Source organism: Aquimarina sp. BL5 (genome assembly GCF_003443675.1).
Classification (GTDB): domain Bacteria; phylum Bacteroidota; class Bacteroidia; order Flavobacteriales; family Flavobacteriaceae; genus Aquimarina.
On the sequence record NZ_CP031963.1, the window covers coordinates 3503367 to 3526104 of the forward strand.

A 22738-nucleotide genomic window follows, 5' to 3' on the forward strand; every position below is an offset into this window, starting at 1 on the left:
ATTTTTTATCAGGCAACAAGATGTTTAAAACTAAGGTGTTTCAATTTCTTTCGCAATGAACTTTTGTATAATTTCTTTTATTTTAGATTCAATTATTATATGGTCTGGCATTTCTTTACCAGTATATAAGAACATAAAAGCAAATTGATGAGTAGTGTTGTTGCCTACAATATACTTATTTTTTCTATAACTTTCGCGCAATAAACGTTTTATACGATTGCGATCTACAGCCTTTTTAAAATTACGCTTACTTACTGAAACTCCTGCTTGAATCTGAACTTCTTTTTCTAAGGTAGTTTTTCTGTAAATAAGTCGTATAGGATATTTGGCAATAGATTTCCCCTCTGAAAAAAGAAGCTCTATTTCCTTTTTACTTTTCAGTCTTTCATTTGTGCCAAAAGTTGCTTTCATGTTTGGGTAAAAATACAATAAGATTTGGTATAAGATATTCTTAAAAAGAAAAACCAGAATCGAAGTATTTCAATTCTGGTTTTCTGAATTATTCTAAAAATCAATACTATTTACTATTGAGAGAAATTATTATTGGCACTGTTTACATCTGCCATCTGTTTAGTTATATCAATTTCTATTGATTTTATACTAGATTTAGACTTAGAAATATCTAATGAATAGGATGGGTTAGTCCAGGTCCAATCAGCTAAAAGGGTACGTTTCATCTTCGGGAATGGATTCTCTTTTTCTTTTCTCATCATTCTTAGAGGAATGTAAAAAGATTCTTTGGTTCCATCTGTATACTCTACATATACATCTAGAGGCATTGGCATAAGTCCGATACGTTCTAGCGTGACAGAAGTTTTATTTTCTTTTTCTGAAACATCTTTTATCCCGTAGTCAACAGTATTTGTCGTTTGAGTCCAATCCGTTAGATACCAATCTAGTTGTATACCAGACACTTTTTCTGCTATACGTTTAAAGTCATTAGGTGTAGGATGTTTAAATTTCCATTCATCGTAGTATCGTTTGATTGTTTTTGATAAATTTTCTTCTCCTATAACATAACCAAGTTGTGCCATAAAAACAGCTCCTTTTGCATATGCAGTAGCTCCATAAGCTCCGTTTCTTGTATAACGATCCGCATGTGTAGATTGCGGTTGTTCTATCCCAGAAGTAGCAAGTTGAAAATATCCTTGGTACATTCCTGACATAGGATTGGTTTTATTTTGTTCCATTACTTTGTCCATTGCTAATGTAGAAATGTAACTTGTAAAACCTTCATCCATCCATTCATGCTTTGCTTCATTTGTAGCTAATATGTGTTGAAACCAAGCGTGTGCCATTTCGTGTGCTGTAACTCCTACGAGGCTTCCATAACTTCTTTCTCCTGTAATTAAAGTACACATTGCGTATTCCATTCCACCATCTCCTCCTTGGATAATCGAATATTGGTCATATGGGTATTTTCCAATTGTTGTACTGAAATATTTCATTAGGTCTACAGATTTAGGCTGTAGTTTTTTCCAGTTTTCTAGGTATTCTTTTTTGTTTTTATATAAGAAATGAAGTACTGGTCCATCAGGAACTTGAACTACATCGTGTATATATTCTGGATCTGCTGCCCAGGTAAAGTCATGCACGTTAGGAGCTATAAAGTGCCAAGAAAGTTTTTTTCCTTTCTGTTTCACTTTTGTTCCTGGTTTTTCATACCCATATCCTATTTCCTGCGGATTCTGTAAATAACCTGATCCTCCTAAAATATATTTTTTATCAATGTTTATGGTTACATCGAAGTTTCCCCAAACACCATGAAACTCTCGAGCAATATATGGGTCAGCATGCCAACCTTCGAAATCATATTCTGCCATTTTAGGATACCACTGCGTCATTGACAATGCTACATTCTCACTGCTATTACGTCCTGAACGACGTATCTGATTGGGAACCTGTCCATCAAAATCCATAGAAAAAGTTACTTTTTCTCCTGGTGCAATAGGTTTGTTTAATTGTACTTCTAACACAGTACCAGCGACTTCATATTTTACTTTTGTTCCATTTTGTGTTAAGCTAGAAACTTTTAAGTATCCTATTTCTTCTGGAGTAAGTTTACTGATTCTGTCCATTACTCTGGGATCCGGATCCGCAATGTTTCTAGAACGTACATCCATTTCGCTTCCTGGCTGAAATGCATTAAAATATAAGTGATAGAAAACTTGATATAAGGAATCAGGAGAATTGTTTGTGTAAATTAGTTCTTGCTTTCCTGTGTACTTAAAGTTTTCCACATTCATATCCACGTTCATTTTGTAATCAACGTGTTGTTGCCAATAGCCTGTATTATTTTGTGCCGAAACACCTAAAACTGATAGCAAAAATCCAATTGAGATTATTTTAAACATAACTTGTTTTGTTTTTTATTTAGATGTTTTTTCTGCTAAAATAAGAGCGTTATATAAGTTTACCATCTTACCAGATTTAGATAATTCTGTAAATTTATCAGAATTAGTAGCATCTCCACCAACTACTACAGTAGCAGTAGAGCTTAGGCCACTGTTCATTAATATTTGTTTTACCTGAGAGGCTTTTAATTTTGGATAATAAGATCGAATAATGGCTGCAACACCTGAAACAGCAGGAGCAGCCATAGAAGTCCCTTGAAGGTACTCATATGTATTAGATGGAGTAGTAGCCCATATTTTTACTCCAGGAGCAAAAGCATCTACATTGTTTTTTCCGTAATTAGAAAAGTCAGCTACTAGGTTAGCTCCATATTCATAATTTAATGCTCCTATGGTAATAAAATTATCAGCAACTTCAGATGAATTATCTGTTTGATCATTAGGATATACCGGTTTTTGATCTAAGTCTATTCCTTCATTTCCGGCTGCATTAACAATTAAGACGTCTTTTTCTGCGGCATATTTTATTGCTTCTCTTACCCATTCAGGATGAGTGGAGTAGTATTTTCCAAAACTCGTATTAATAACTTTAGCACCATTATCCGTAGCATATCGAATTGCTAATGCAATATCTTTATCATATTCATCACCATTAGGAACAGCTCTGATTGCCATTATTTTTACATTTTTTGCAACTCCATTAACTCCTTTTCCATTATTTCGTTCAGCTGCTATAATTCCTGCAACGTGAGTTCCGTGCTTTATACCTTCTTTTTCAGGATTAGGACCCATTACGTTATTGTTTCCGTAATCAGTATTATTCAAATCATCTACATTATCTCCTACTTTTGTTCTTCCATCAAAATCAAGATTAAGATTGTAGTTTAGTTGATCTGAAAAATGTTCAATACCTTCCTTTAAATTTTTTATTAAATCTGGAATCTTTTCACCTTCTTCTAAAAAACCAAACATTTGAGAAAGTATTGCAACATATTGCTGCATTTCTGGAGTTTCAGCTTTTGCAGCAAGTAATTCTTGTTGGGTATAATTTTCTTTTCCTAATACTTCAGTAAGTTTTCCGTGTGAGATTTTAACTTGCTGCAGTATCTGTTCATATCTGTTTTTATTAGCAAGAGCTTCTTGGTATTCCTTTTCATATTCTGCTTTAGCCTCAATATAAGTTTGGTATTCATCTTTATCGGATGGATCGATGGAAGCTAAATTTTTCCCGTCATATTTTGGCTTCAATTTTTTTACGATTCTTGTGTATTCTAGGTTTTCATTTTCAGAATCTCCTAGAAAATTCCACCCATGAATATCATCAATATATCCATTTTTATCGTCGTCTTTTCCGTTATTTTTGATTTCTTTAGTATTTGTCCAAATTACACCGTCAAGATCCTCGTGTTCTATATCAACACCACTATCAATAACAGCAACAATAACGGTCTCGCCTTTTTTGTTTTTTATTAACTCAGTATATGCTCGATTAACACTCATTCCTGGAATAGTATCAATCTTTAAATCAGCAGAGTTCCAGTTTTTTAACTGAGCCTCGGTTAACACAACATTTTTTAAAGGAATTGTGTCAATATTCTCTATTGGTGTAGAAATTATCGAAGGCGCTCCGCAACTGCTCAATAACATTGCTGAGGCAACAGAGGCTATTATTATTTTATTAGACTTGGAAATCATAGCATTATTAATTAAATATTTCATTACAGGTAAAAGTTTCTTTGTATCGTACACCTTTTTCGGTTTGTTGTACAGTTATAATCTCATTATGTGCATCGTGCTCCATAAACAGATACCAATTATTCGTGGCCGCATTTTCCAAAAATAATTTTTTTTCTGGCAATGTTAGTAATGGTCTGGTATCATATCCCATAACATATGGTAATGGAACATGACCGGCTGTTGGCAAAAGGTCTGCCATAAACACGATTGTGTTTTCTTTATATTTTATATGAGGGATCATTTGTTTTTCTGTATGACCATCTACAAATAGTACGCCAAATCCCAATTCAGTATTTTTCTGGAATGTTTCTTCAGTTCTGGAAATGAAGTTAAGATGTCCACTTTCCTGAATAGGAAGAATGTTTTCTTTTAAGAAAGATGCTTTTTCTCTAGCATTTGGTTCTGTAGCCCATTTCCAGTGATTTTCGTTACTCCAGATTTTAGCATTTTTAAAGGCTAGTTCATATCCTGTTTTGTCATCATTCCATTGCACGACACCACCACAATGATCAAAATGTAAATGGGTAACAAAAACATCTGTAACATCGTCTCTATGAAATCCTTTCTCTTTTAGAGATGTATCTAAATTATCATCACCCCAAAGAGAATAATAACCAAAAAATTTGTCCGATTGCTTGTTTCCCATTCCTGTGTCAATCAAAATCAATCGATTTCCATCTTCTATTAATAAACATCGGGCAGCAATATCGATAAGATTATTGGCATCAGCTGGATTCGTTTTATTCCATAAAACTTTAGGAACGACACCAAACATTGCTCCGCCATCAAGTTTAAAGTTTCCTGCCTTTACTGCGTGTAATTTCATGTATTAATACTATTATTTTAGATGTCGTGCGAAAGTCTCCAAGTAATTCTTTTCGATACAAATCAAAAGTTTTCTATTGGTTCGTTTCATAATTGTATAAAAATCTTTGCAAAATAGAAAAAATGTGAAGGATCAGGATTTAATTTGTAGACTTTTTAACAATATTTCATCAAAATCGATTTGTGATATAACTTTCTCTAATCGAATTCCATAATCTAATAGGGCTTTAATTTCCTTAACACTGGCTACACGTTCTTTTCGCATTAGTAAGAGGGTTGAACCATTAGATTCGATATGATAATAAGGATTGCTTTCAAAAAACAGTACTAATTCGTCCGTAAAGAACAATTTAATTTTTTCGGTATGTTCCCCTAAAAGAAAAAAACGTTTGGAAAAATCTGGGTGATCATCTATCAAAATATCTTGAAACCCTGCAATTTTATACACAAATTCTATAAAACCTTCTCGATCTAAAGTAAACACCGGAATTTCTTTTTTGAGATGAATGGTCAAAACAGTTGTTCTACTATTTTTTTTAGCGATAAATTCACCTTCAGAAAACTCAACATCTGAAATTTCTACAGAAGAATCACCATTAAATATATTGTTATAAATGTATTTTACTTTTTTGATTTTGAAAAACAGAAAATTATTTAAAGCGGTAGTATCTTCTTGTTTTTTTGGACTGTAATTCCAGGAGAAATCATCGGCAATTTTTTGTAAATCTTCTTGTCTTTTGGTGAGATTGGTGCCGATTTTAAACTTTCTGGAAATAGAGACTAGACTTCTTACCGCAAGTGGATGTTCTGAAGCGGTACCATGTTTATCAAGACCCGTAACCTCAAAAGAACCTCCCTTTCTAAGAAAGGTTTCTTGATAACTAAAAAGACTCTCCTGTACAGTATAATCAACAAAGTCACAATAGGAAAAATCTACTACAACATCACTATCTTCTGGAATTGAATCTAAGTTTCTTTTTAATCTATAATAATTAAGAAAACTAGAAAAGTTCTTTACACCTATGAAATAAGTTCCGTTTACCTCTTCTTTAAACATAAGAACATTGGGTTTAAATAGATTTCTGGCAAAAAGCATAACACTTTTATTAAGTATAAAATGGATTAATAAGGTTGTAAGAATTCCAATAAAAATACCGCTAATTAAGTTTGTAGTAATCGTACCAATAATGGTAGCAGAAAAAATAATGAATTGTTCTTTCCCAATTTTTGCTGCATCTTTTAGATTTCTTGGTGCAGCTAATTTATATCCTGTATAAACTAAAATTGCGGCTAATGCCGTAAGCGGAATTCTACTTAATTGATCCTGAAACAATACAACAAATAATATTAAGAACACAGAGTGGAAAAAATTGGCAGATCGATTACTACCTCCATTATTTACGTTTACAGAACTTCTGGCTATAACGGTTACTACATTTAACCCCCCAATAAAACCGCTGGCAATTGAGGCTATTCCTAATGCTGTGAGGTCTTTATTCGCATTAGACCTTCTTTTCTCTGGGTCAAGTTTGTCGACAGCCTTAATACTTAATAAAGATTCTATACTAGAAATTAATGTAATTGCTATTACAACCCCAATAAATTTAAGTTTAAATACGGATGAAAAATCAGGAGAAGGAAAGCTAGAAAATACTTTATTAGGAATCTGCACAAGAAGTGAATCGTTTATTGGATACGTTTTGGATGAAAAAAACTCGTAGTAATAACTTAGACCAATTACTAATAAAACAATCCACATAGGCGCGGGAACCAACTGAAAGTATTTGTTTCGGATTTTACCATAAAAAATCATGATTAATAAACTAGTGACGCCAACCGCTGCTGCAATTACAAGATGATAAAATTCTGGCGAAAATAAGGAGATGATACTATTCGGAATATCCATGAGAAGAGAGATAGTATCCCCTTTTACACCAGTATTGGCCAACATTACATGAAATTGTTTTGCGAAAATACTAATACCTATAGCTGCCAACATACCCTGAATAGCAGAAGAAGGAAAGAAATCACCTAATATTCCTAAGCGCAATAATCCAATAAGAATCATTAAAACACCTGAACAGATAATTGCGGCGAGTGTAAAAAGATATCCCTGATATAAATCTCCATTGGCCAAAGTCGTGATTGCACCTAATAGAACAACTACCAATCCATTTCCGGGACCAGCTATTGTTACATTAGAACCACCAAATACAGATACTATGATTCCTCCGACTATAGCTGCAATTATTCCTGATATTGGAGGAGCTTCTGATGCTAAGGCTAATCCTAGTCCGAGAGGTAAAGCAATCAAAGAAACCACAAAACCGGAAAAAATATTTTTTGGCAAGCTGGATAAAAATCCAGATGCATTAGTTTTAATGCTTTTCATTTATCTAATAATTAACACATCGGTTGGTAGCTCGGCTAGAATATGTTCAAGGTCATGAGGAAAAATACGATCCCAGAATGTTGTTTTTCCTGGAGCATTCATTATCAGCAAATCCGCACCTTTAACACGGGCATAGTGACCTATAGAATATCCTCTTTTCCCAAATATAGGTTGAGTTTTTATGTGTATACCGGACTTAAATTCTTTAGGAACTTCATTCAGAATGTCCTGAACCCTAAGATGTTCTTTTTTTGTTATTTGCTCTTTTCTTTTTATAGCCTTTAGTAGTGTTTTATCGTCTTGAACTACTACTTGTACTTCTTGCTGAGATATTTCTTCAACTACGGTTATTTGTTGTGCTCCAAGGTTTTGGGAAACCTCAAAAGCAGCAAGAATCGTTTGTTTCGTTTTATCATCTTTTAATCCATTAACGACTACATGATGACAAGGTCTGAGATCCTCAGAAGGTTTTATAAGCAATAACACAGAGCAATTTGCATTTCGTGTTATTTTTCTGGCAATGGATCCAATATAAAATTTTAGAAAATCCTCTCTTGGTGATGCCCCAAGCATTATAAGGTCTGCTTTGTTCTCATTGGCAGTTTTTATTATAACATCTACAGGATCTCCTTCACGCCAAATGATCTTTACTTTTTCTGTATCATCAGAAAAACCTGAAATTAACTCTTTAATAGCAACCTCTTTTTCCTTTGTCTTAGATCCTACATGAACAAGTATTAGCTGAGAATCAAAAAAATCCACCATTCTCATGGCTTCGTATACATTGTTCTTAAGGTTAGGAGAGAATGCCAGTCCTATAAGTATGGTTTTAAATTTATGATCTGGTAATTCGCTCAATATAGTATGATCTAAAAAATTAAGGCGAGAATATAGTGTTATTTTTCGGAAGTATAAAATCAAGAAAGAGACACATATTTCTAAAAAAATTCCGATATTTTGCTGCTCTTAGATAATTAAGTAAAGAATATGGTAGAATTAGCCGGTATTATAATTTTAGGAATTTTAGCCCAATGGGTCGCCTGGAAGTTTAAGATTCCAGCAATTTTGCCTCTTATATTGATCGGACTCTTGGTTGGACCGATAGCAACATTATACACAGGGGATGGAACTAAATTAATACAACCTATTTACAATGGAGAAAAAGGATTGTTTCCTGGTGAGAGTTTATTCTATTTCGTTTCCTTAGCAATTGGTATTATTCTGTTTGAAGGAGGATTGACATTAAGAAGGAATGAGATTCTTAATGTTGGGCCGGTAATTCTTAAGTTAATTACGGTTGCTGTTTTGGTGACATTTTTTGGAGCTGGATTCGCTGCACATTTTATTTTTGATCTTAGTTGGCCAATTTCATTTTTATTTTCTTCTCTTATTATTGTAACAGGCCCTACAGTGATCACACCTATTTTAAGAAACATACCTTTAAAAAAGGACATTTCTGCAGTATTAAAATGGGAGGGAATTCTTATAGACCCAATAGGAGCTTTGGTTGCTGTTTTAGTCTTCGAGTTTATAAGTGTTGGAGAGGAACAGACTTTTACTAAAACAGCACTTATTGAATTTGGGAAAATAGTTGTATTTGGTTTTACATTTGGTTTTGCTTTTGCTCACGCATTAGCTTTTGGAATAAAGAGGGAAGTAATACCACATTATTTGCTTAATGTTTTCACATTAGCAACTGTTTTGGGTGTTTTTGTTTTATCGGATGTTTTTGCCCATGAATCTGGATTACTTTCTGTAGTTGTAATGGGTATGGTATTAGGTAATACGAAGTTACCAAATATAGAAGAACTATTATATTTTAAAGAATCCTTAAGCGTTTTATTAATTTCTATTTTATTCATTCTTCTGGCAGCAAATATTAATATTGAAGACTTAAAATTAATTTATAACTGGAATGCTCTTTTACTTTTTGGATCTGTTGTTTTCTTTATTAGACCTTTAGGAGTTTTTTTAAGCTCCATTAATTCAGGGCTTAAATTATCAGAAAAACTTTTTATAAGCTGGGTTGGTCCTAGAGGTATTGTGGCCGCAGGTATTGCTTCTTTATTTGGATTAAAGCTAGCCAAGAATGGAGAACCTGGAGCAGAATACATTACTCCATTGGTTTTTATGATCGTTTTAGGTACAGTACTTCTAAACGCTACAACTGCAAGAATGTTTGCTAAAATAGTCGGAGTGTTCTTAACAAAATCCGAAGGGATTCTTATAATTGGAGCTTCAAAGGTTTCCAGGCTAATAGCATCATATTTAAAAAACAATCAACGCCACGTGGTATTGGTTGATAGTAACCGTGATAATATTAAGAAAGCAAAGGACTTAGGCTTAGAAGCTATAGAAGGTAGTATATACAGTGATCAATTAACAAATAATATAGAACTAAATGATATTGGTTTTTTAATGGCACTGACTGGTAATACAGATATAAATAAATTTTCAATTAATAAATTTAAGGATCAGTTTGGAGAAAACGGTTCTTTTAGGTTGGTGAGTTCGGAAGAGATGAACGATCCAGAAAATAATCCAAACGAAGGTTTGTTTTCTCATACAGATGATTATAGTAATTTAATGAATTTGGCAGAAAAATATCCTGGTATACAGGAGATTAATATTAAGGATGCAGATCACTATAACTCTCTAATTAAGATTACAAAACAAGATAAAGACATCATTCCTTTATTTATTAAAGATCCGGATGGAAATATTAGAATTATTTCTGCTTATAGCGAAAAAATGGAGCAAATAAATAAGGATAGTTTTTTAGTATATATTGGTAAGCCAATAGATGTAGAAGAGGTAAAATAAAACGACAAAAAGTGAGTTTTTTCCGTCAAAATGCACAATTTTAACAAAAAATTTTGTTAATCGTAAATTAATACTATATATTCGCAATCCTAAAAATTAAATTTTTTAAAACCCAAATTATGAAAAAACTTATGTTTGTAGCCGTCTTCGGTATGGCTTTAGGATTTACTTCTTGTGGAGAAGATGATGTTGTAGATTTTGTTTGTGACGCAGTAATAGAAGAACTTAGAGCTGATGTAGATGCGGCATTTGCTGATTGGCAAGCTGAAGAAAACCCTGACACTTGTGCCGATTTAAGAGGCGCTATTGATGCTTTTAGAGCAAGTGATTGTGGAGCTCCTGATGCGTATGCTGCACAAAGAGATGCTTTACCAGAGGATTGTTCGACTGCTGGTGCAGGAAACTAATTAAATAATGTCTAGTAGTCCTAAATAATCTGTATAGATATTTCAGGACGGGACATAAGAATTATTAAAAAGGAGATCATTTTGATCTCCTTTTTTTATGTATTAATTAGCTTCTTTTATAAGATAAATATAGACCGGAAAATGATCACTATACCCTCCGGTATAGGCACCATTAGCAAAACTTCTGTAAGGATATCCCTTATATCTCCCACGTGGATTGGCTAAGTAATTTTTGTTAAATACACCTGCTTTATAATATTTATAAGAACTATAATCTTTATCAAGTAAACCTTTAGAAACAATAATCTGATCAAAAAGATTCCAACTATCTCTCCAAGCAAGAGAACCAATTCCTTTTTTAGACATATTATACATTGGATTGTATAACTCTTTTAATTTTACGTCTTCTTTTTCTGATTTAGCTGCCAATACTTTCTTTACACTTGAGTTATCTGGATCATCGTTAAGATCACCCATCGTTATGATTTTAGCATAAGGGTCTATATCAAAAAGTGAATCAATAATCTTTTTATTTAGTTCAGCGGCTTTTTCTCTTTTACGACGACTTCTGGCTTCACCACCACTTCTTGATGGCCAATGATTCACAATAACATGTATTAAATCTCCGTCAAGGTACCCACTAACCAATAGTTGATCTCTTGTATATACTCTTTTAGTAGGATCATCTGTACGATAGATTAGTAATTCATGTTTACTTGTATTGATAGGTCTAAATAAAGATTTTTGATATAATAAGGCAACATCAATACCTCTTCTGTCTGGAGAATCGAATTGTACAATCCCGTAATCTTTTGGTAAAAGAACAGGTTCATTAGCAAGGTCTTCTAATACTTTTCTGTTTTCTATTTCTGCAACTCCAATAAGTGCAGGAGTGTTTTTTGTTACATCAGCGCCGATTTCAGAAATAACCTTTGCCATGTTTTTAAGTTTGTCTTTGTATATATCTTCTGTCCAATGATCCTTACCGTTTGGTGTTCGATCGTCATCATATGTAATTGGATCATCTTCAGTGTCAAAAAGATTTTCAACATTATAAAAAGCAACTGTATTAACTTTATAAGTCTTCTTTTCTTGAGAAAACACAGACAAAATAGGGTTTAATACTAAGATTATGGCAAGCAAATATTTTGAGTTCATTATATAATTGATTATTAACTTATTGTAAATTGTATTCCAAACTTTGGGCCAAAATTAGCTTTTCTATTTAAAAAATGTACTTTTGCGCCGCAGAAATGTTAAATATTTAACTAAAACAACAATTAATGAAAGTGTCACAACTCAAAAAGAATCTATTCTTTTTAATGATTTTTTTAAGTTCTGTTGCTACATCTTACGCTCAGCAAACAGGATTAAAGGGTAAAATTGTTGACGCATCTTCAAACGAAAATCTTGCACAAGTATTAATTACTATCGAAGGAACCATGGTTTCTGCGACAACAAATGCTTTGGGAGAATTTGATTTTGGGGGCGTACAATTACCTTTAGGAGAACAGATAGCAGTAATGTCCAAAGAAGGGTATATTACAAAACGTTTTCCGATTATTATTAATGAAGGAAGTGTTTTAGATCTAAAGACTATAGATCTTAACTATGACGTAAATCAGGAACAAATTCAGATAGGTACTATTAGCCTTTCTGATAATGAATTAGATGAAGGCGATGATGACGCTTCTTCGAATGTTTCGGGATTATTACAGGCATCAAGAGATGTATTTCTTAGCGCTGCAGCATTCGATTTTAGCGCTACCTTTTTTCGTCCAAGAGGACTCGGTAACGAAAACTCTAAGGTATTGATCAATGGTATTGAAATGAATAAACTTAATGATGGGAGACCTCAATGGAGTAACTGGGGAGGATTGAATGATGTACAGCGTAACCAAGAGTTCTCAATGGGGATTTCTGCAAATGATTACACGTTCGGAGACCTATCAGGAGCTACTAATATCATTATGAGAGCTTCTCAGTATCGTCAGGGTGGAAGAATATCCTATGCTGCGTCTAACAGAAGTTATACAGGTAGAGCAATGGCTAGTTACAGTTCTGGATTAATGAGTAATGGTTGGGCTTATACAATCTCATTAGCTCGCAGATTTGGAGAAGAAGGTTTTATCGACGGAACTTTATATGATGCTAATTCGATTTTTGCTTCGGTTGAAAAAAAGATTAATGATAAACATAGTATAAATGTAACTAGTTTTTATACTCCAAACAGAAGAGGAAGATCTACTGCAATAACCGAAGAAGCTTTTAACTTAAAGGGAAGACAATATAATCCGAATTGGGGTTATTTTGATGGAGAAAAGAAAAACTCCAGAGTTCGTGAAGTTGAAGAACCTGTTTTTATGTTAAATCATTACTGGAATATTACAGATAAGACCACTTTAAATACAAATGTAGGATATCAAACAGGTAAAATAGGAAACAGTCGTATAGATAATGGGGGAACTGAATTGGTAAGTTTTAATGGACAGGAATCATATAGAGGAGGCGGAGCCAGTAGAGATACAAACCCAATACATCCGAGTTATTTACCGAGTTCTTTCTTGGATGATCCTAACCCTACACCTCTAGATTATCAAAATGCATTCTTAGCACACCAAGAATTTATAAGAGATGGACAATTAAACTGGAATCAATTAATACAAACGAATCAGTTGAATGCTCAAAACGGTATTAATTCTACTTATATCTTATATGAAGATAGAATTGATGATACACAATTAACTTTTAATTCAATTTTAAATAGTCAGGTATCAGATAATATTACTGTAAATGGAGCTTTAAATTATAGAACCTTAAAAAGTGAAAACTTTGCAGAGGTAACAGATCTATTAGGCGGAAGGGGATTCTTAGATGTAGATCTATTTGGATCACAACAAGATAATGATGTTCCTCCAGAAGACAGACTAACAGCAGAACAATTGGCAGATAGAGCTCAAAGTGATTTGAGAAATCGTAACAGAGTTGTAGGAGTTGGCGATCGCTATGATTATAATTATGATATTGATGCAGATGTAGTAAGTGGATTCGCTCAGGCACAGTTTAAATACAATAAAGTAGATTTCTTTGTGGGAGCCAATGTTTCTCAAACTACTTATCAAAGAACAGGTTTGTTCGAAAATGGATATTTTCCTGGAGAAGGAAATCTAGGATCATTTGGTAAAAGCGATAAATTAGAATTTACTAATTATGGAGCTAAAGGAGGATTTACTTATAAAATTAATGGACGTAACTTAATAGATGTTCACGGAACGTATTTTACGAAAGCTCCAACAATCCGTAATTCTTTTGCGAATGCCAGACAAAATAATAGAACAATCGATCAGCTTATTAGAGCAGAAAGAGCTTTTGAAGAAGCAGAAGTTCTAGCAGGTCGATTAGATAATATTAATATCGGTTCTTCTGAACAAGAAAGTGAAAAAGTGCAATCAATAGATGCTAGTTATATTCTTAGAACGCCTAAACTAAAAGCAAGGCTAACGGGTTACTACACTAAGATAGAAGATGCAACAGAATTGTCTTTCTTCTTTACACAAGCAATTTCGGGATCTGATGTCGGATTTGTTCAGGAAATTCTTACTGGAGTAGATAAACAACATATAGGAGCAGAACTAGGTATTGAGTATCAAATAACTCCTACTATCAAATTAAAAGGTGCAGCCGCCATAGGTCAGTTTACATATGCTAATAATCCTGATTTATTTGTAGCAAGTACTAGTAGTGACTTTTTAGGAGAGTCTGCTGGAGATTTAGATCGTGTAAAATATTTCGGTAAATCAACATTAAAAGATTATCGAATTGCAGGAGGTCCTCAGAATGCTGCACAATTAGGTTTCGAATATAGAGATCCTGACTTTTGGTGGTTTGGTACTACGGCCAATTATTTCTCTAATGCCTACATTGATGTAAGTCCTTTTGCAAGATCATCAAACTTTAATCAGGATACAGACGGATTACCATTTAATGATTATGATGAAAATATTGCCAGAGAATTATTAAGACAAGAGCAGTTTGATGACTATGTTTTAGTAAATGTAGTAGGTGGTAAATCTTGGAGAGTAAAAGATTATTACATAGGCTTTTTTGCAACCATCAACAATGTTTTTGATAAGCAATATAGAACAGGTGGGTTTGAACAAGCTAGAAATGCTAATTATAGACTAGCTCTAGAAGAATCACAGAGAGAAACTCCTGTTTTTGGCCCAAGGTATTTTTATGGATTTGGTACTTCGTACTACCTTAATGTATATGTAAGATTTTAATGATGAACACAACAAAAAAATATTATAAAATGAATTCAATTAATTTAAAGAAACTAATAAGCGTTTTAGTTTTGGCAGTTACATTTACTGCTTGTGTACAAGACGATGATTTTAAAACCCCCATATTGGTTATTGAAGAACCAAACATTGATAGCAACCTTATTGTTGAGTTAGATGGTATTTTGGGAGAAATAGCTCAAGCTAATGGAGAAGCTGTTAATTTTGGGGACTCTGATAAGTTTGTTGCTGGATACGTAGTGTCTACCGATAAAGCGGGTAACTTTTTCGAAGAGTTAGTGATACAGGATAAACCTGAAAACCCAACGGCAGGGATTAGAGTTGTTATTGATGTTAATCCTTTATTTACTTCGTATGAATTTGGAAGAAAAGTATTTATAAAACTTGAAGGGTTATCTGCAGGTATTGAAAACGGAGTTGCCACTTTGGGTGTGCTTTCTGGTGATGAGGTAGATCAGATACCATCTTTTTCTCAGGAAGAAGTAATCATAAGATCGGCTGAGGTTGCTACGATTACCCCTTTAGAAATTACTATCGCTGATTTTTCTGATGATCTTACTAACTTATTTATTAAGATTAACAACCTTCAGTTTAATCGAAACGATGTGTTAGGAAATGATATATTAACTTTTGCAGGAGAACCAAGTGATGATTTTGATGGTGAGAGAAATTTAGAAAGTTGCGATAGTGGTGCCATTGCTGTATTAAGTACGAGTACGTTTGCTGATTTTAAATCACTACCCTTGCCTGCTCAACAAGGAAGTTTTGAAGGAGTTTTAACTAAAAACTTCTTTGGAGACACGTTTAATTTAGTTTTAAATGATGTTACTGGGTTAGTATTTGATAATGAAAATCGTTGCGACCCTAATGTATTAGAGTGTGATGGAACTAGTGGAGGATCTAATATAATATTCGAAGAAGATTTTACAGGATTAAGCATTAGTGATCTAGAAAACTCTGGATGGTTAAATGTGAATACTACAGGAGGAAGTCTTGATTATTTTGTAGGTAGCTTTAGTGGTAATCAATACGCTCAGATTTCTGGATTTAACTCAGGAGAGAGTCCATTCGAGGTTTGGTTAGTAACACCAGAAATTGATTTAACAGCTTCTTCAGCAGAAGAATTGGCTTTTGATATTCAAGCTAATTTTGATAATGGTAATATTCTTACTCCTTTTATCACAGATAACTTTACTGGTGATGTGACTACTACAGAGTGGGTTCAGTTAGATGCTAGTATTCCTAATGGAAACCCAAGCGGATTTGGAAGCTTCGAAACAGTAGGACCAGTTAATATTTCTTGTATTGATGGTACAGTAAGAATTGCATTCCGTTATGCAGGAGCAGATCCGGGACCAACTACAAGATATCATATAGATAATATTTCGATTTCAGGAAATTAAGAGTTTCTGAAATATTAAATAGTAAAACTCCCTGAAGAATTTTCTTCAGGGAGTTTTTTTTATGAATAGCTTCTGTTAGTTACTGAAATTCACAGTATATGCTGAGCTTCTTTTTGATTTTACTCTAAAACGGAATTGGTAGTTGGTATTTGCTGTAAGAGAATAGCTATTACCATTTCCTAGAAACCTCCATTCGGAAACATGAATTGCCCATCCGCTTGTACTGTATGCTTTGCGTTTTAATCCAAAATACACTCTTCTTAAAGCAGAATGTCTATCTATAGTAGCAATCGTTTGACCAATTCCACTATAATGTGTCCAGTATGACCAGCTTTTTGCAATATTTTCTGGGTGATAAAAACTTACACTATAGTTTACATTAGGATTGGTTTTAGTTACTGATACCATTTTAAAAGCGATACCCGATCCAGCGTTGTCTTTTGCATCAAAATCAGTCATTTCTTCTTCTTTTTCTAAAGAAACATCACTATCATCTTTGATGTTTTGACGAATTAAGCCTTCACTTAAGGTTTCACTTTTAAGAGTTTCTACTAGTTTAAAATGTTCGCTTGTGTAGCTAGCTACTGCAGCTTCAGAGTTAGAATAAACACGCATAATAGCTTCACTTCCTCCATCAGAAGTTATCTTAACATCTTTATGAAAATCATATAAATCTTTTTCTAAATCTACTGATTCTATAACAGCTTCTTCTGCGATCTCATTGGATTCATCCTTATCACATGATGCAAAGAATAATAAACCGAGAATTGGTAATACATAAAATGACTTTTTCATTTGTTTGGTTTTTAAGAATAATTAAATTGATATGTTTAGTTTTTGGATACTAATGTATCCTGATTTTCACTGTGTAGTATAGTTAGATTATACACGAAGAAACTACTTTTGGCGCCAGTTTTGTTTCTAATCCAATAGATGGTTGATCTTTATAATCAGTCTTATCATACGAGTGAAATTAGAACTATAAGAGCATCCTTATAAATTCTGAATCAAAAGTAGGATAGGGCTTACAATTTGCAAAAGAAGAAAGTTGTTTTACGGAAATTTCCGCAAAACAAAAACCTGAAAAACAGAAGGTTAACGTTTTCTTAAGGGTTTATTGTCAAGGTAAAATGGGTTATAACCCCCATGTTTCTATAGTGGAATCCCTTTATAAGAAAAAGGGATTTATTGGGACTTTTTGTATGGTAAGCACGTATTTACCTTAAAAGTGAAGTGCCTAATTATGTTTTAAATAAATATATAACGGAAAGTGGTCATTATATCCTTCTTTATATTTTCTTCAGGTATAAGTGCTAAACGGGTTTCTTTAGACACTAAATTAGGTTGGTATACTAAAAAGGAACATTTTGTATAAGCAAAATAAGACCGCCAATTAAGACGGTCTCTTTTTATTTAATTTATCCTGGAATAACAAAATTCACATTCACTACTTTTAGTCTAGAGTAGCTAGTAAATGTATTTTTATTATATATTTCGTATCGAATTCTCCATCTAGTTGTACTAGCATTGTATTTCGTAGGAAATTTTACAGTTACTGAATTCGAAGTAATATCAAAACTTGCTTCGTGTTGCCAAGCAGTGCCAGCTATGAATGGATTGTCCACTTCAAAATGGATTCGATACCCTCTTAATGAAGCTGGTATAGCATTCAACTGTGCCTGAGTTGGGTGATACGTATATTTCACATTTGTTAGTGGTGCTGTATTGATAGGTCCATACAATCCAGGAGTAATCGCCCAAACAAAATTTTTACCTTCAGTGATTTCTGTTATTTCGATTTGGCTTTCATCTAATTCTTGATACTCATCAAGAATTTCATCAGATTCATCGTTATTACAGGATGCGAATAGTAGGAGTCCAATAATCGGTAATACATAAAATAATCTTTTCATTTTAATTTAGTTTTAAGAATAATTAATCCTATTCATTTTTATACAGACGATAGGTAATAATCTGTTTTTTTAGATACCTATATGCACATATAATCAATCAGCATAGAAACTTGTATTGTTGGCGCCGTTTTGTTTCTAGTCTAAGAGAGAACTGATTTTTTACAAGCGTTGTGAGGTTCTAAATTTTTACAGTACAAAACTAAATTGTGAAAGAAAAAGCAATGTCCGAAAAGTTTGAATTTCAATCTTTCTGGACAATATTTGGGTGATTTACCTTTATTTGTTGAGTTAAATACCTGTGTTTAGAATAGAAAATAGTATTGTAGAGTTCCTACAATAGGGTTAGTTTGAGTTTTTGTGCGGACTGCATTCATTTTTTGGTAAGATGTATGAAGGTTTTGCCGAAGACCTATCAAGCCTTTGTTTTCAAAGACACTTCGATTTCCGCGTGATGTAGAAGATGTATTTTTCTTAATGTAACGATATTCTCCCTCTTAGGGAACAAAATACCTAAGATTTTTGCACATTACATTTTAGTAGTACATACACAGGAAAGTGGTCGCTATATCCCCCTTTATATTTTCTTCCTGCATAGGTTCTAAAAGGTGTTCCTTTGTATCTGCCTTTGTAGATTTTTAAAAAACTATCATCAAAAATATTCGCCTCCGAAAAACTATGAGAACCTTCTTGATATTTATGGAAGTTATTGCTAAAAATAATCTGATCGAATAAATTCCATTGACTTTTATAATTAAGTGTTCCTCGATAACGAGTGTGTAGCTTCTCCATAGGGTTATAAAAATCGTGAGATACTAAGTGCTTTCTTACACTTTCGTTTTTAGGATCATCATTAAAATCACCCATCACAATAATTTTTGCATCGGGATCTTTTTCCATAATCTGGTCAATGACTTCTCGGTTTTTATTAGCTGCAGCTATACGTTTATACGAAGTTGACTCCGCTCCGTCTCTACGAGAAGGCCAGTGATTAACTAAAATGTGAATCTCTTCGTTGTTTAATTTTCCAGTAACCCATAAAATGTCACGTGTAAAATCTCTTTCACCATATTCGTTATCAACTAGTACCTGAACACTTTCCGAATTAATAACCGTGAAACTTTCTTTTTGATATAAAAGGCCAACATCAATCCCTCGTTCATCTGGTGACTCGTGGTGGACGACTCCATAGTTTTTGTTAACCAAGTGCTTCGTTTTGATAAGATCCTCTAAAACAGCTTTATTTTCTACTTCAGCTACACCCAAAATAACCGGAGCTTTACCGGTTTTAGCAAATCCAATATTAGAAATTACAGTTCCCAGCTTAAATAGTTTCCTTTCATACCTTTTTTTATTCCATCGTTTTTCTGAATCAGGTAAAAAATCATTATCCAATGTGTTGGGGTCATCTTTGGTATCAAAAAGGTTTTCTAAGTTGTAAAAACCAACCGTATGCAGATTTGTATGTTTCTTTCTAAAATAAGGCTTTGAAGACATTCAATAAAAATTTGTTGTAAACGACTAATGTACAAATTCAAATGCATACAATATTGTACCTTTGTTAATTAATTAAACAAGACAATATTTTAAAAGACAAAATATAAAGTACATTTAAAATATGTAGCAGCGTTTATCTCGTTATTGAACGAAATTTGATTTTTATTAGGATTGTACGAGTGAAAGTTGAATGATATATAATATAAGCTTGAAGAAGGAATAGATAATGATAGAAAAGGAAGAAACAGTATACGAAAAAGCAGTTTTAATAGGAATTATTACAAAAAATCAGGATCAAGATAAGTTAACTGAATTTTTAGATGAATTAGAATTCCTTACTTATACAGCTGGCGGAGAAGTGGTAAAGCGATTTACCCAAAAAATGGATGTGCCCAATCCTAAAACATTTATCGGATCTGGTAAAATGGAAGAAGTACTGGCATATGTAGAACAACACGATATCGGAACGGTGGTTTTTGATGATGAGTTAACACCTGGACAGCAACGTAACATTGAGCGTATGCTAAAAGCTAAGATCATTGATAGAACCAATCTGATTCTAGATATTTTTGCACAGCGTGCTCAGACAAGTTATGCCAGAACTCAGGTAGAGTTGGCGCAATGTCAATATTATTTACCAAGACTAACAGGACTATGGACACACTTAGAGCGTCAACGTGGTGGTATTGGTATGCGTGGTCCCGGTGAAACAGAGATTGAGACTGACCGTCGTATTGTTAGAGATCGTATTTCTTTATTAAAGAAAAAACTGTTAACAATTGATAAGCAAATGGCTACGCAGCGCGGTAATCGTGGAAAATTAGTTAGAGTGGCACTGGTGGGGTATACCAATGTTGGTAAATCTACATTAATGAATGTGATAGCCAAAAGTGATGTTTTTGCAGAGAATAAACTTTTTGCAACGCTTGATACTACGGTAAGAAAGGTAGTTATTGGTAACCTTCCTTTTTTGTTAAGTGATACCGTAGGGTTTATAAGAAAATTGCCTACACAATTAGTAGAAAGTTTTAAAAGTACATTAGATGAGGTAAGAGAGGCCGATTTATTACTACATGTAGTAGATATATCCCATCCTCAGTTTGAAGACCATATCGATTCTGTAAGTAGGATTTTGGAGGAAATAGATAGTGTGGATAAACCGGTCATTATGGTTTTTAATAAAATCGATGCGTATGAACATGAAACCATTGATGAAGATGACCTAACCACAGAAAGAACGAAAGTACATTATACCCTTGATGAGTGGAAGCAAACCTGGATGAGCAAGATAGGAGATAATGCTTTGTTCATATCTGCAATTAACAAGGAAAATATTGACACATTTAGAAAAAGAGTATACAAAGAAGTAAGAGATATACACGTAACACGTTTTCCTTATAACAACTTTTTATATCCAGAGTTTGTAGAAGAGTAGTGGTTATATTTTAAAACTCATAATTAAGTCCAAGTCCAAGAACTTCTCGGATTTGGAAGCCACTGGTAGCATTATCGTCATAGATTGCCTGAAAGACAAAGCTTCCGGAAATGTACTTGTTCACTACCAGGTTTAAGTTTAAGGTATAATCAATATCTACGTTATAAGGATCTTCTATATAATTAGAGTATAGATTAAGAATGTTTTCCATAGTAATGTTTTTTATTACTTGAAATTTGGCATATGCTGATAGGGACCCACCAAATTCAAATCGAGAACTCCTACCTTCGTCTACTCCAAAATAATCCCCATCCTCATAATCAGGAATGCTTGTAAATTGATTATCAACGAAAATCATACGAGAAGTTACAGGAGCGATATTGACATTGAAATCGTCACTTTTTTTCCATAATAGTCCAGGACCAATTTGTATAAAGGCTGGAGAAAAGAAACTAGTTTCTTCAGTACGTATGGTTTCATCAGTATCCGGGTCTTTACTAAAGCTATATCCTTTAGCAAACTGAGATCGAAAATTAACAAACAATGAATAGTTCCAGAAACTCTCGCCAATTCGTTGTCCCAATCTAGAATTTAATTCTAATCTGTCATTGGTTTTGCGAGCAAAATTCTCTCCCTTTAAAAATGTAAGACCATAATCTGCTAAAACTTTATTATCCCAAGTTAGGCTATTTTTTTTGTAGTTAAATTCATAATTAAGAGTAGCATTACCAGCAATATTAGAGGTTCCACCACCTTGCCAATCATAGTTAAAAGCAGATTGATTAAAGAAAAAGGAAAACTTTCCGAAAGATTTCCACCCAATATGCGGTTTTTTAACAGGTTTAGGATTTAATTTTTTTAACAGGCCTTTTAATACAATAACATTAAGCTCCTTTGGTGTGTCTTTTAGTAAACTATCTAAAGACCTTGCTAAACGAACCTGAATAGAGTCTAGTTGTTTTACCTCTTTTTTTTCCTGACTAAAAATTTTGGAAACAAAAAAGAATAAGAAAAGTATAAAAACTAATTTCCTCATAGATACTGCAAAGTTATGGCAAGGCACAAATATACTTCATGTACATTGCTTATTCAAAATACGTTTGAGTAGTGTTACTAAATGGTTGTTTTTTAGTTGGTATCAGTAAAAAAACTACTATTTTATATAGATGTTACAAATTTAAAGGGAAAGAATGCTAAAATTATCTATATGAAAAGGAAGATGGATATAAAATTGGTCAAGGCAAAAGATTCAGACACGTTATTTCTATTAAAATTGAGAAAATTAACAATGGTTGAATATCTAAAAAAAGCAGGACTGTATTTAACAGATGATCAGCACTTATCCAGAGTAAAAATTCATTTTAATGCAGCGTATATCATAAAACAATTGGACGAAAAAGTAGGTTTATTAAAATATATTGAAACCAAAGATGCTATAGAAATACTTCAGTTTCAGATACTACCGAAGTATCAGGGAAAAGGGATTGGTAACTACCTTCTTAACGATATGATACAATTATCAGGGTCTCTTGATAAAAATATACTACTGAAAGTTCTAAAAGAAAACCCTGCGAGATATTTATACGAAAGAAATGGCTTTTGTATTATTGGAGAAGATCAATATGAATTTCATATGCAGTTTAAGAAATGATAG

Annotated in this window: 17 protein-coding genes; 6 read left to right on the plus strand and 11 right to left on the minus strand. The window is 33.2% G+C overall.

Annotated features, from left to right (window positions below):
• Positions 1 to 30: 30 nt before the first annotated feature.
• From rnpA to D1818_RS14675, 6 genes are all read right to left on the minus strand, one after another.
• Positions 31 to 411 carry a ribonuclease P protein component gene (rnpA, locus tag D1818_RS14650; protein ID WP_118459743.1) on the minus strand — a complete coding sequence of 127 codons (381 nt, stop codon included), beginning with the start codon at positions 409 to 411 and terminating at the stop codon, positions 31 to 33.
• Positions 412 to 524: 113 nt separating this feature from the next.
• Positions 525 to 2354 (minus strand): M1 family metallopeptidase, encoded by a 1830-nt coding sequence (locus tag D1818_RS14655; protein ID WP_118459744.1) that lies wholly within the window; start codon positions 2352 to 2354, stop codon positions 525 to 527.
• A 15-nt stretch (positions 2355 to 2369) separates the two neighbouring features.
• Positions 2370 to 4073: a S8 family peptidase gene (locus tag D1818_RS14660; RefSeq protein WP_233558487.1), complete on the minus strand. Its 1704-nt coding sequence runs from the start codon at positions 4071 to 4073 to the stop codon at positions 2370 to 2372.
• Positions 4057 to 4917: an MBL fold metallo-hydrolase gene (locus tag D1818_RS14665; RefSeq protein WP_118459745.1), complete on the minus strand. Its 861-nt coding sequence runs from the start codon at positions 4915 to 4917 to the stop codon at positions 4057 to 4059. The genes D1818_RS14660 and D1818_RS14665 overlap by 17 nt, the downstream gene beginning before the upstream one ends.
• Positions 4918 to 5049: 132 nt before the next feature.
• Positions 5050 to 7308, minus strand: a complete 2259-nt coding sequence (locus D1818_RS14670) for a SulP family inorganic anion transporter (RefSeq protein WP_118459746.1) — start codon at positions 7306 to 7308, stop codon at positions 5050 to 5052.
• Positions 7309 to 8166: a universal stress protein gene (locus D1818_RS14675; protein WP_233558488.1), complete on the minus strand. Its 858-nt coding sequence runs from the start codon at positions 8164 to 8166 to the stop codon at positions 7309 to 7311.
• A 129-nt stretch (positions 8167 to 8295) separates the two neighbouring features.
• Between D1818_RS14675 and D1818_RS14680 the strand changes: the two genes are divergently transcribed.
• Positions 8296 to 10131 carry a sodium:proton antiporter gene (locus tag D1818_RS14680; protein WP_118459747.1) on the plus strand — a complete coding sequence of 612 codons (1836 nt, stop codon included), beginning with the start codon at positions 8296 to 8298 and terminating at the stop codon, positions 10129 to 10131.
• A 119-nt stretch (positions 10132 to 10250) separates the two neighbouring features.
• Entirely contained in the window at positions 10251 to 10538 is a 288-nt protein-coding gene (locus tag D1818_RS14685; protein ID WP_118459748.1) for a hypothetical protein, read from the plus strand.
• Positions 10539 to 10640: 102 nt separating this feature from the next.
• Here D1818_RS14685 and D1818_RS14690 read toward each other — a convergent pair whose 3' ends face one another.
• Positions 10641 to 11696: an endonuclease/exonuclease/phosphatase family protein gene (locus D1818_RS14690; protein ID WP_118459749.1), complete on the minus strand. Its 1056-nt coding sequence runs from the start codon at positions 11694 to 11696 to the stop codon at positions 10641 to 10643.
• A gap of 125 nt (positions 11697 to 11821) precedes the next feature.
• On the opposite strand from D1818_RS14690, the gene D1818_RS14695 reads away from it, so the two are divergent.
• Both D1818_RS14695 and D1818_RS14700 read left to right on the plus strand, forming a co-directional pair.
• Positions 11822 to 14821 (plus strand): TonB-dependent receptor, encoded by a 3000-nt coding sequence (locus tag D1818_RS14695; protein ID WP_233558489.1) that lies wholly within the window; start codon positions 11822 to 11824, stop codon positions 14819 to 14821.
• Between the two features lie 29 nt (positions 14822 to 14850).
• The gene (locus D1818_RS14700) at positions 14851 to 16242 is read left to right on the plus strand and encodes a DUF5689 domain-containing protein (protein WP_118459751.1); all 1392 of its coding nucleotides are present in this window, start codon (positions 14851 to 14853) and stop codon (positions 16240 to 16242) included.
• A gap of 75 nt (positions 16243 to 16317) precedes the next feature.
• On the opposite strand, the gene D1818_RS14705 is transcribed toward D1818_RS14700, so the two are convergent.
• The 3 genes from D1818_RS14705 to D1818_RS14715 form a co-directional block, all read right to left on the minus strand.
• On the minus strand, positions 16318 to 17037 hold the full coding sequence (locus tag D1818_RS14705; RefSeq protein WP_118459752.1) for a hypothetical protein: 720 nt from the start codon (positions 17035 to 17037) through the stop codon (positions 16318 to 16320).
• Between the two features lie 623 nt (positions 17038 to 17660).
• Positions 17661 to 18155 (minus strand): hypothetical protein, encoded by a 495-nt coding sequence (locus D1818_RS14710; protein WP_118459753.1) that lies wholly within the window; start codon positions 18153 to 18155, stop codon positions 17661 to 17663.
• A 510-nt stretch (positions 18156 to 18665) separates the two neighbouring features.
• Positions 18666 to 19649 (minus strand): endonuclease, encoded by a 984-nt coding sequence (locus D1818_RS14715; protein WP_118459754.1) that lies wholly within the window; start codon positions 19647 to 19649, stop codon positions 18666 to 18668.
• 226 nt (positions 19650 to 19875) lie between these two features.
• Between D1818_RS14715 and hflX the strand changes: the two genes are divergently transcribed.
• Positions 19876 to 21084: a GTPase HflX gene (hflX, locus tag D1818_RS14720; RefSeq protein WP_118459755.1), complete on the plus strand. Its 1209-nt coding sequence runs from the start codon at positions 19876 to 19878 to the stop codon at positions 21082 to 21084.
• 10 nt (positions 21085 to 21094) lie between these two features.
• On the opposite strand, the gene D1818_RS14725 is transcribed toward hflX, so the two are convergent.
• A complete protein-coding gene (locus tag D1818_RS14725; RefSeq protein WP_118459756.1) occupies positions 21095 to 22120 on the minus strand; it encodes a DUF3078 domain-containing protein in 1026 nt (341 codons plus the stop codon).
• A 171-nt stretch (positions 22121 to 22291) separates the two neighbouring features.
• Between D1818_RS14725 and D1818_RS14730 the strand changes: the two genes are divergently transcribed.
• Complete coding sequence (locus tag D1818_RS14730) at positions 22292 to 22735, plus strand: GNAT family N-acetyltransferase (protein ID WP_199726253.1); 444 nt, start codon at positions 22292 to 22294, stop codon at positions 22733 to 22735.
• Positions 22736 to 22738: the final 3 nt, after the last annotated feature.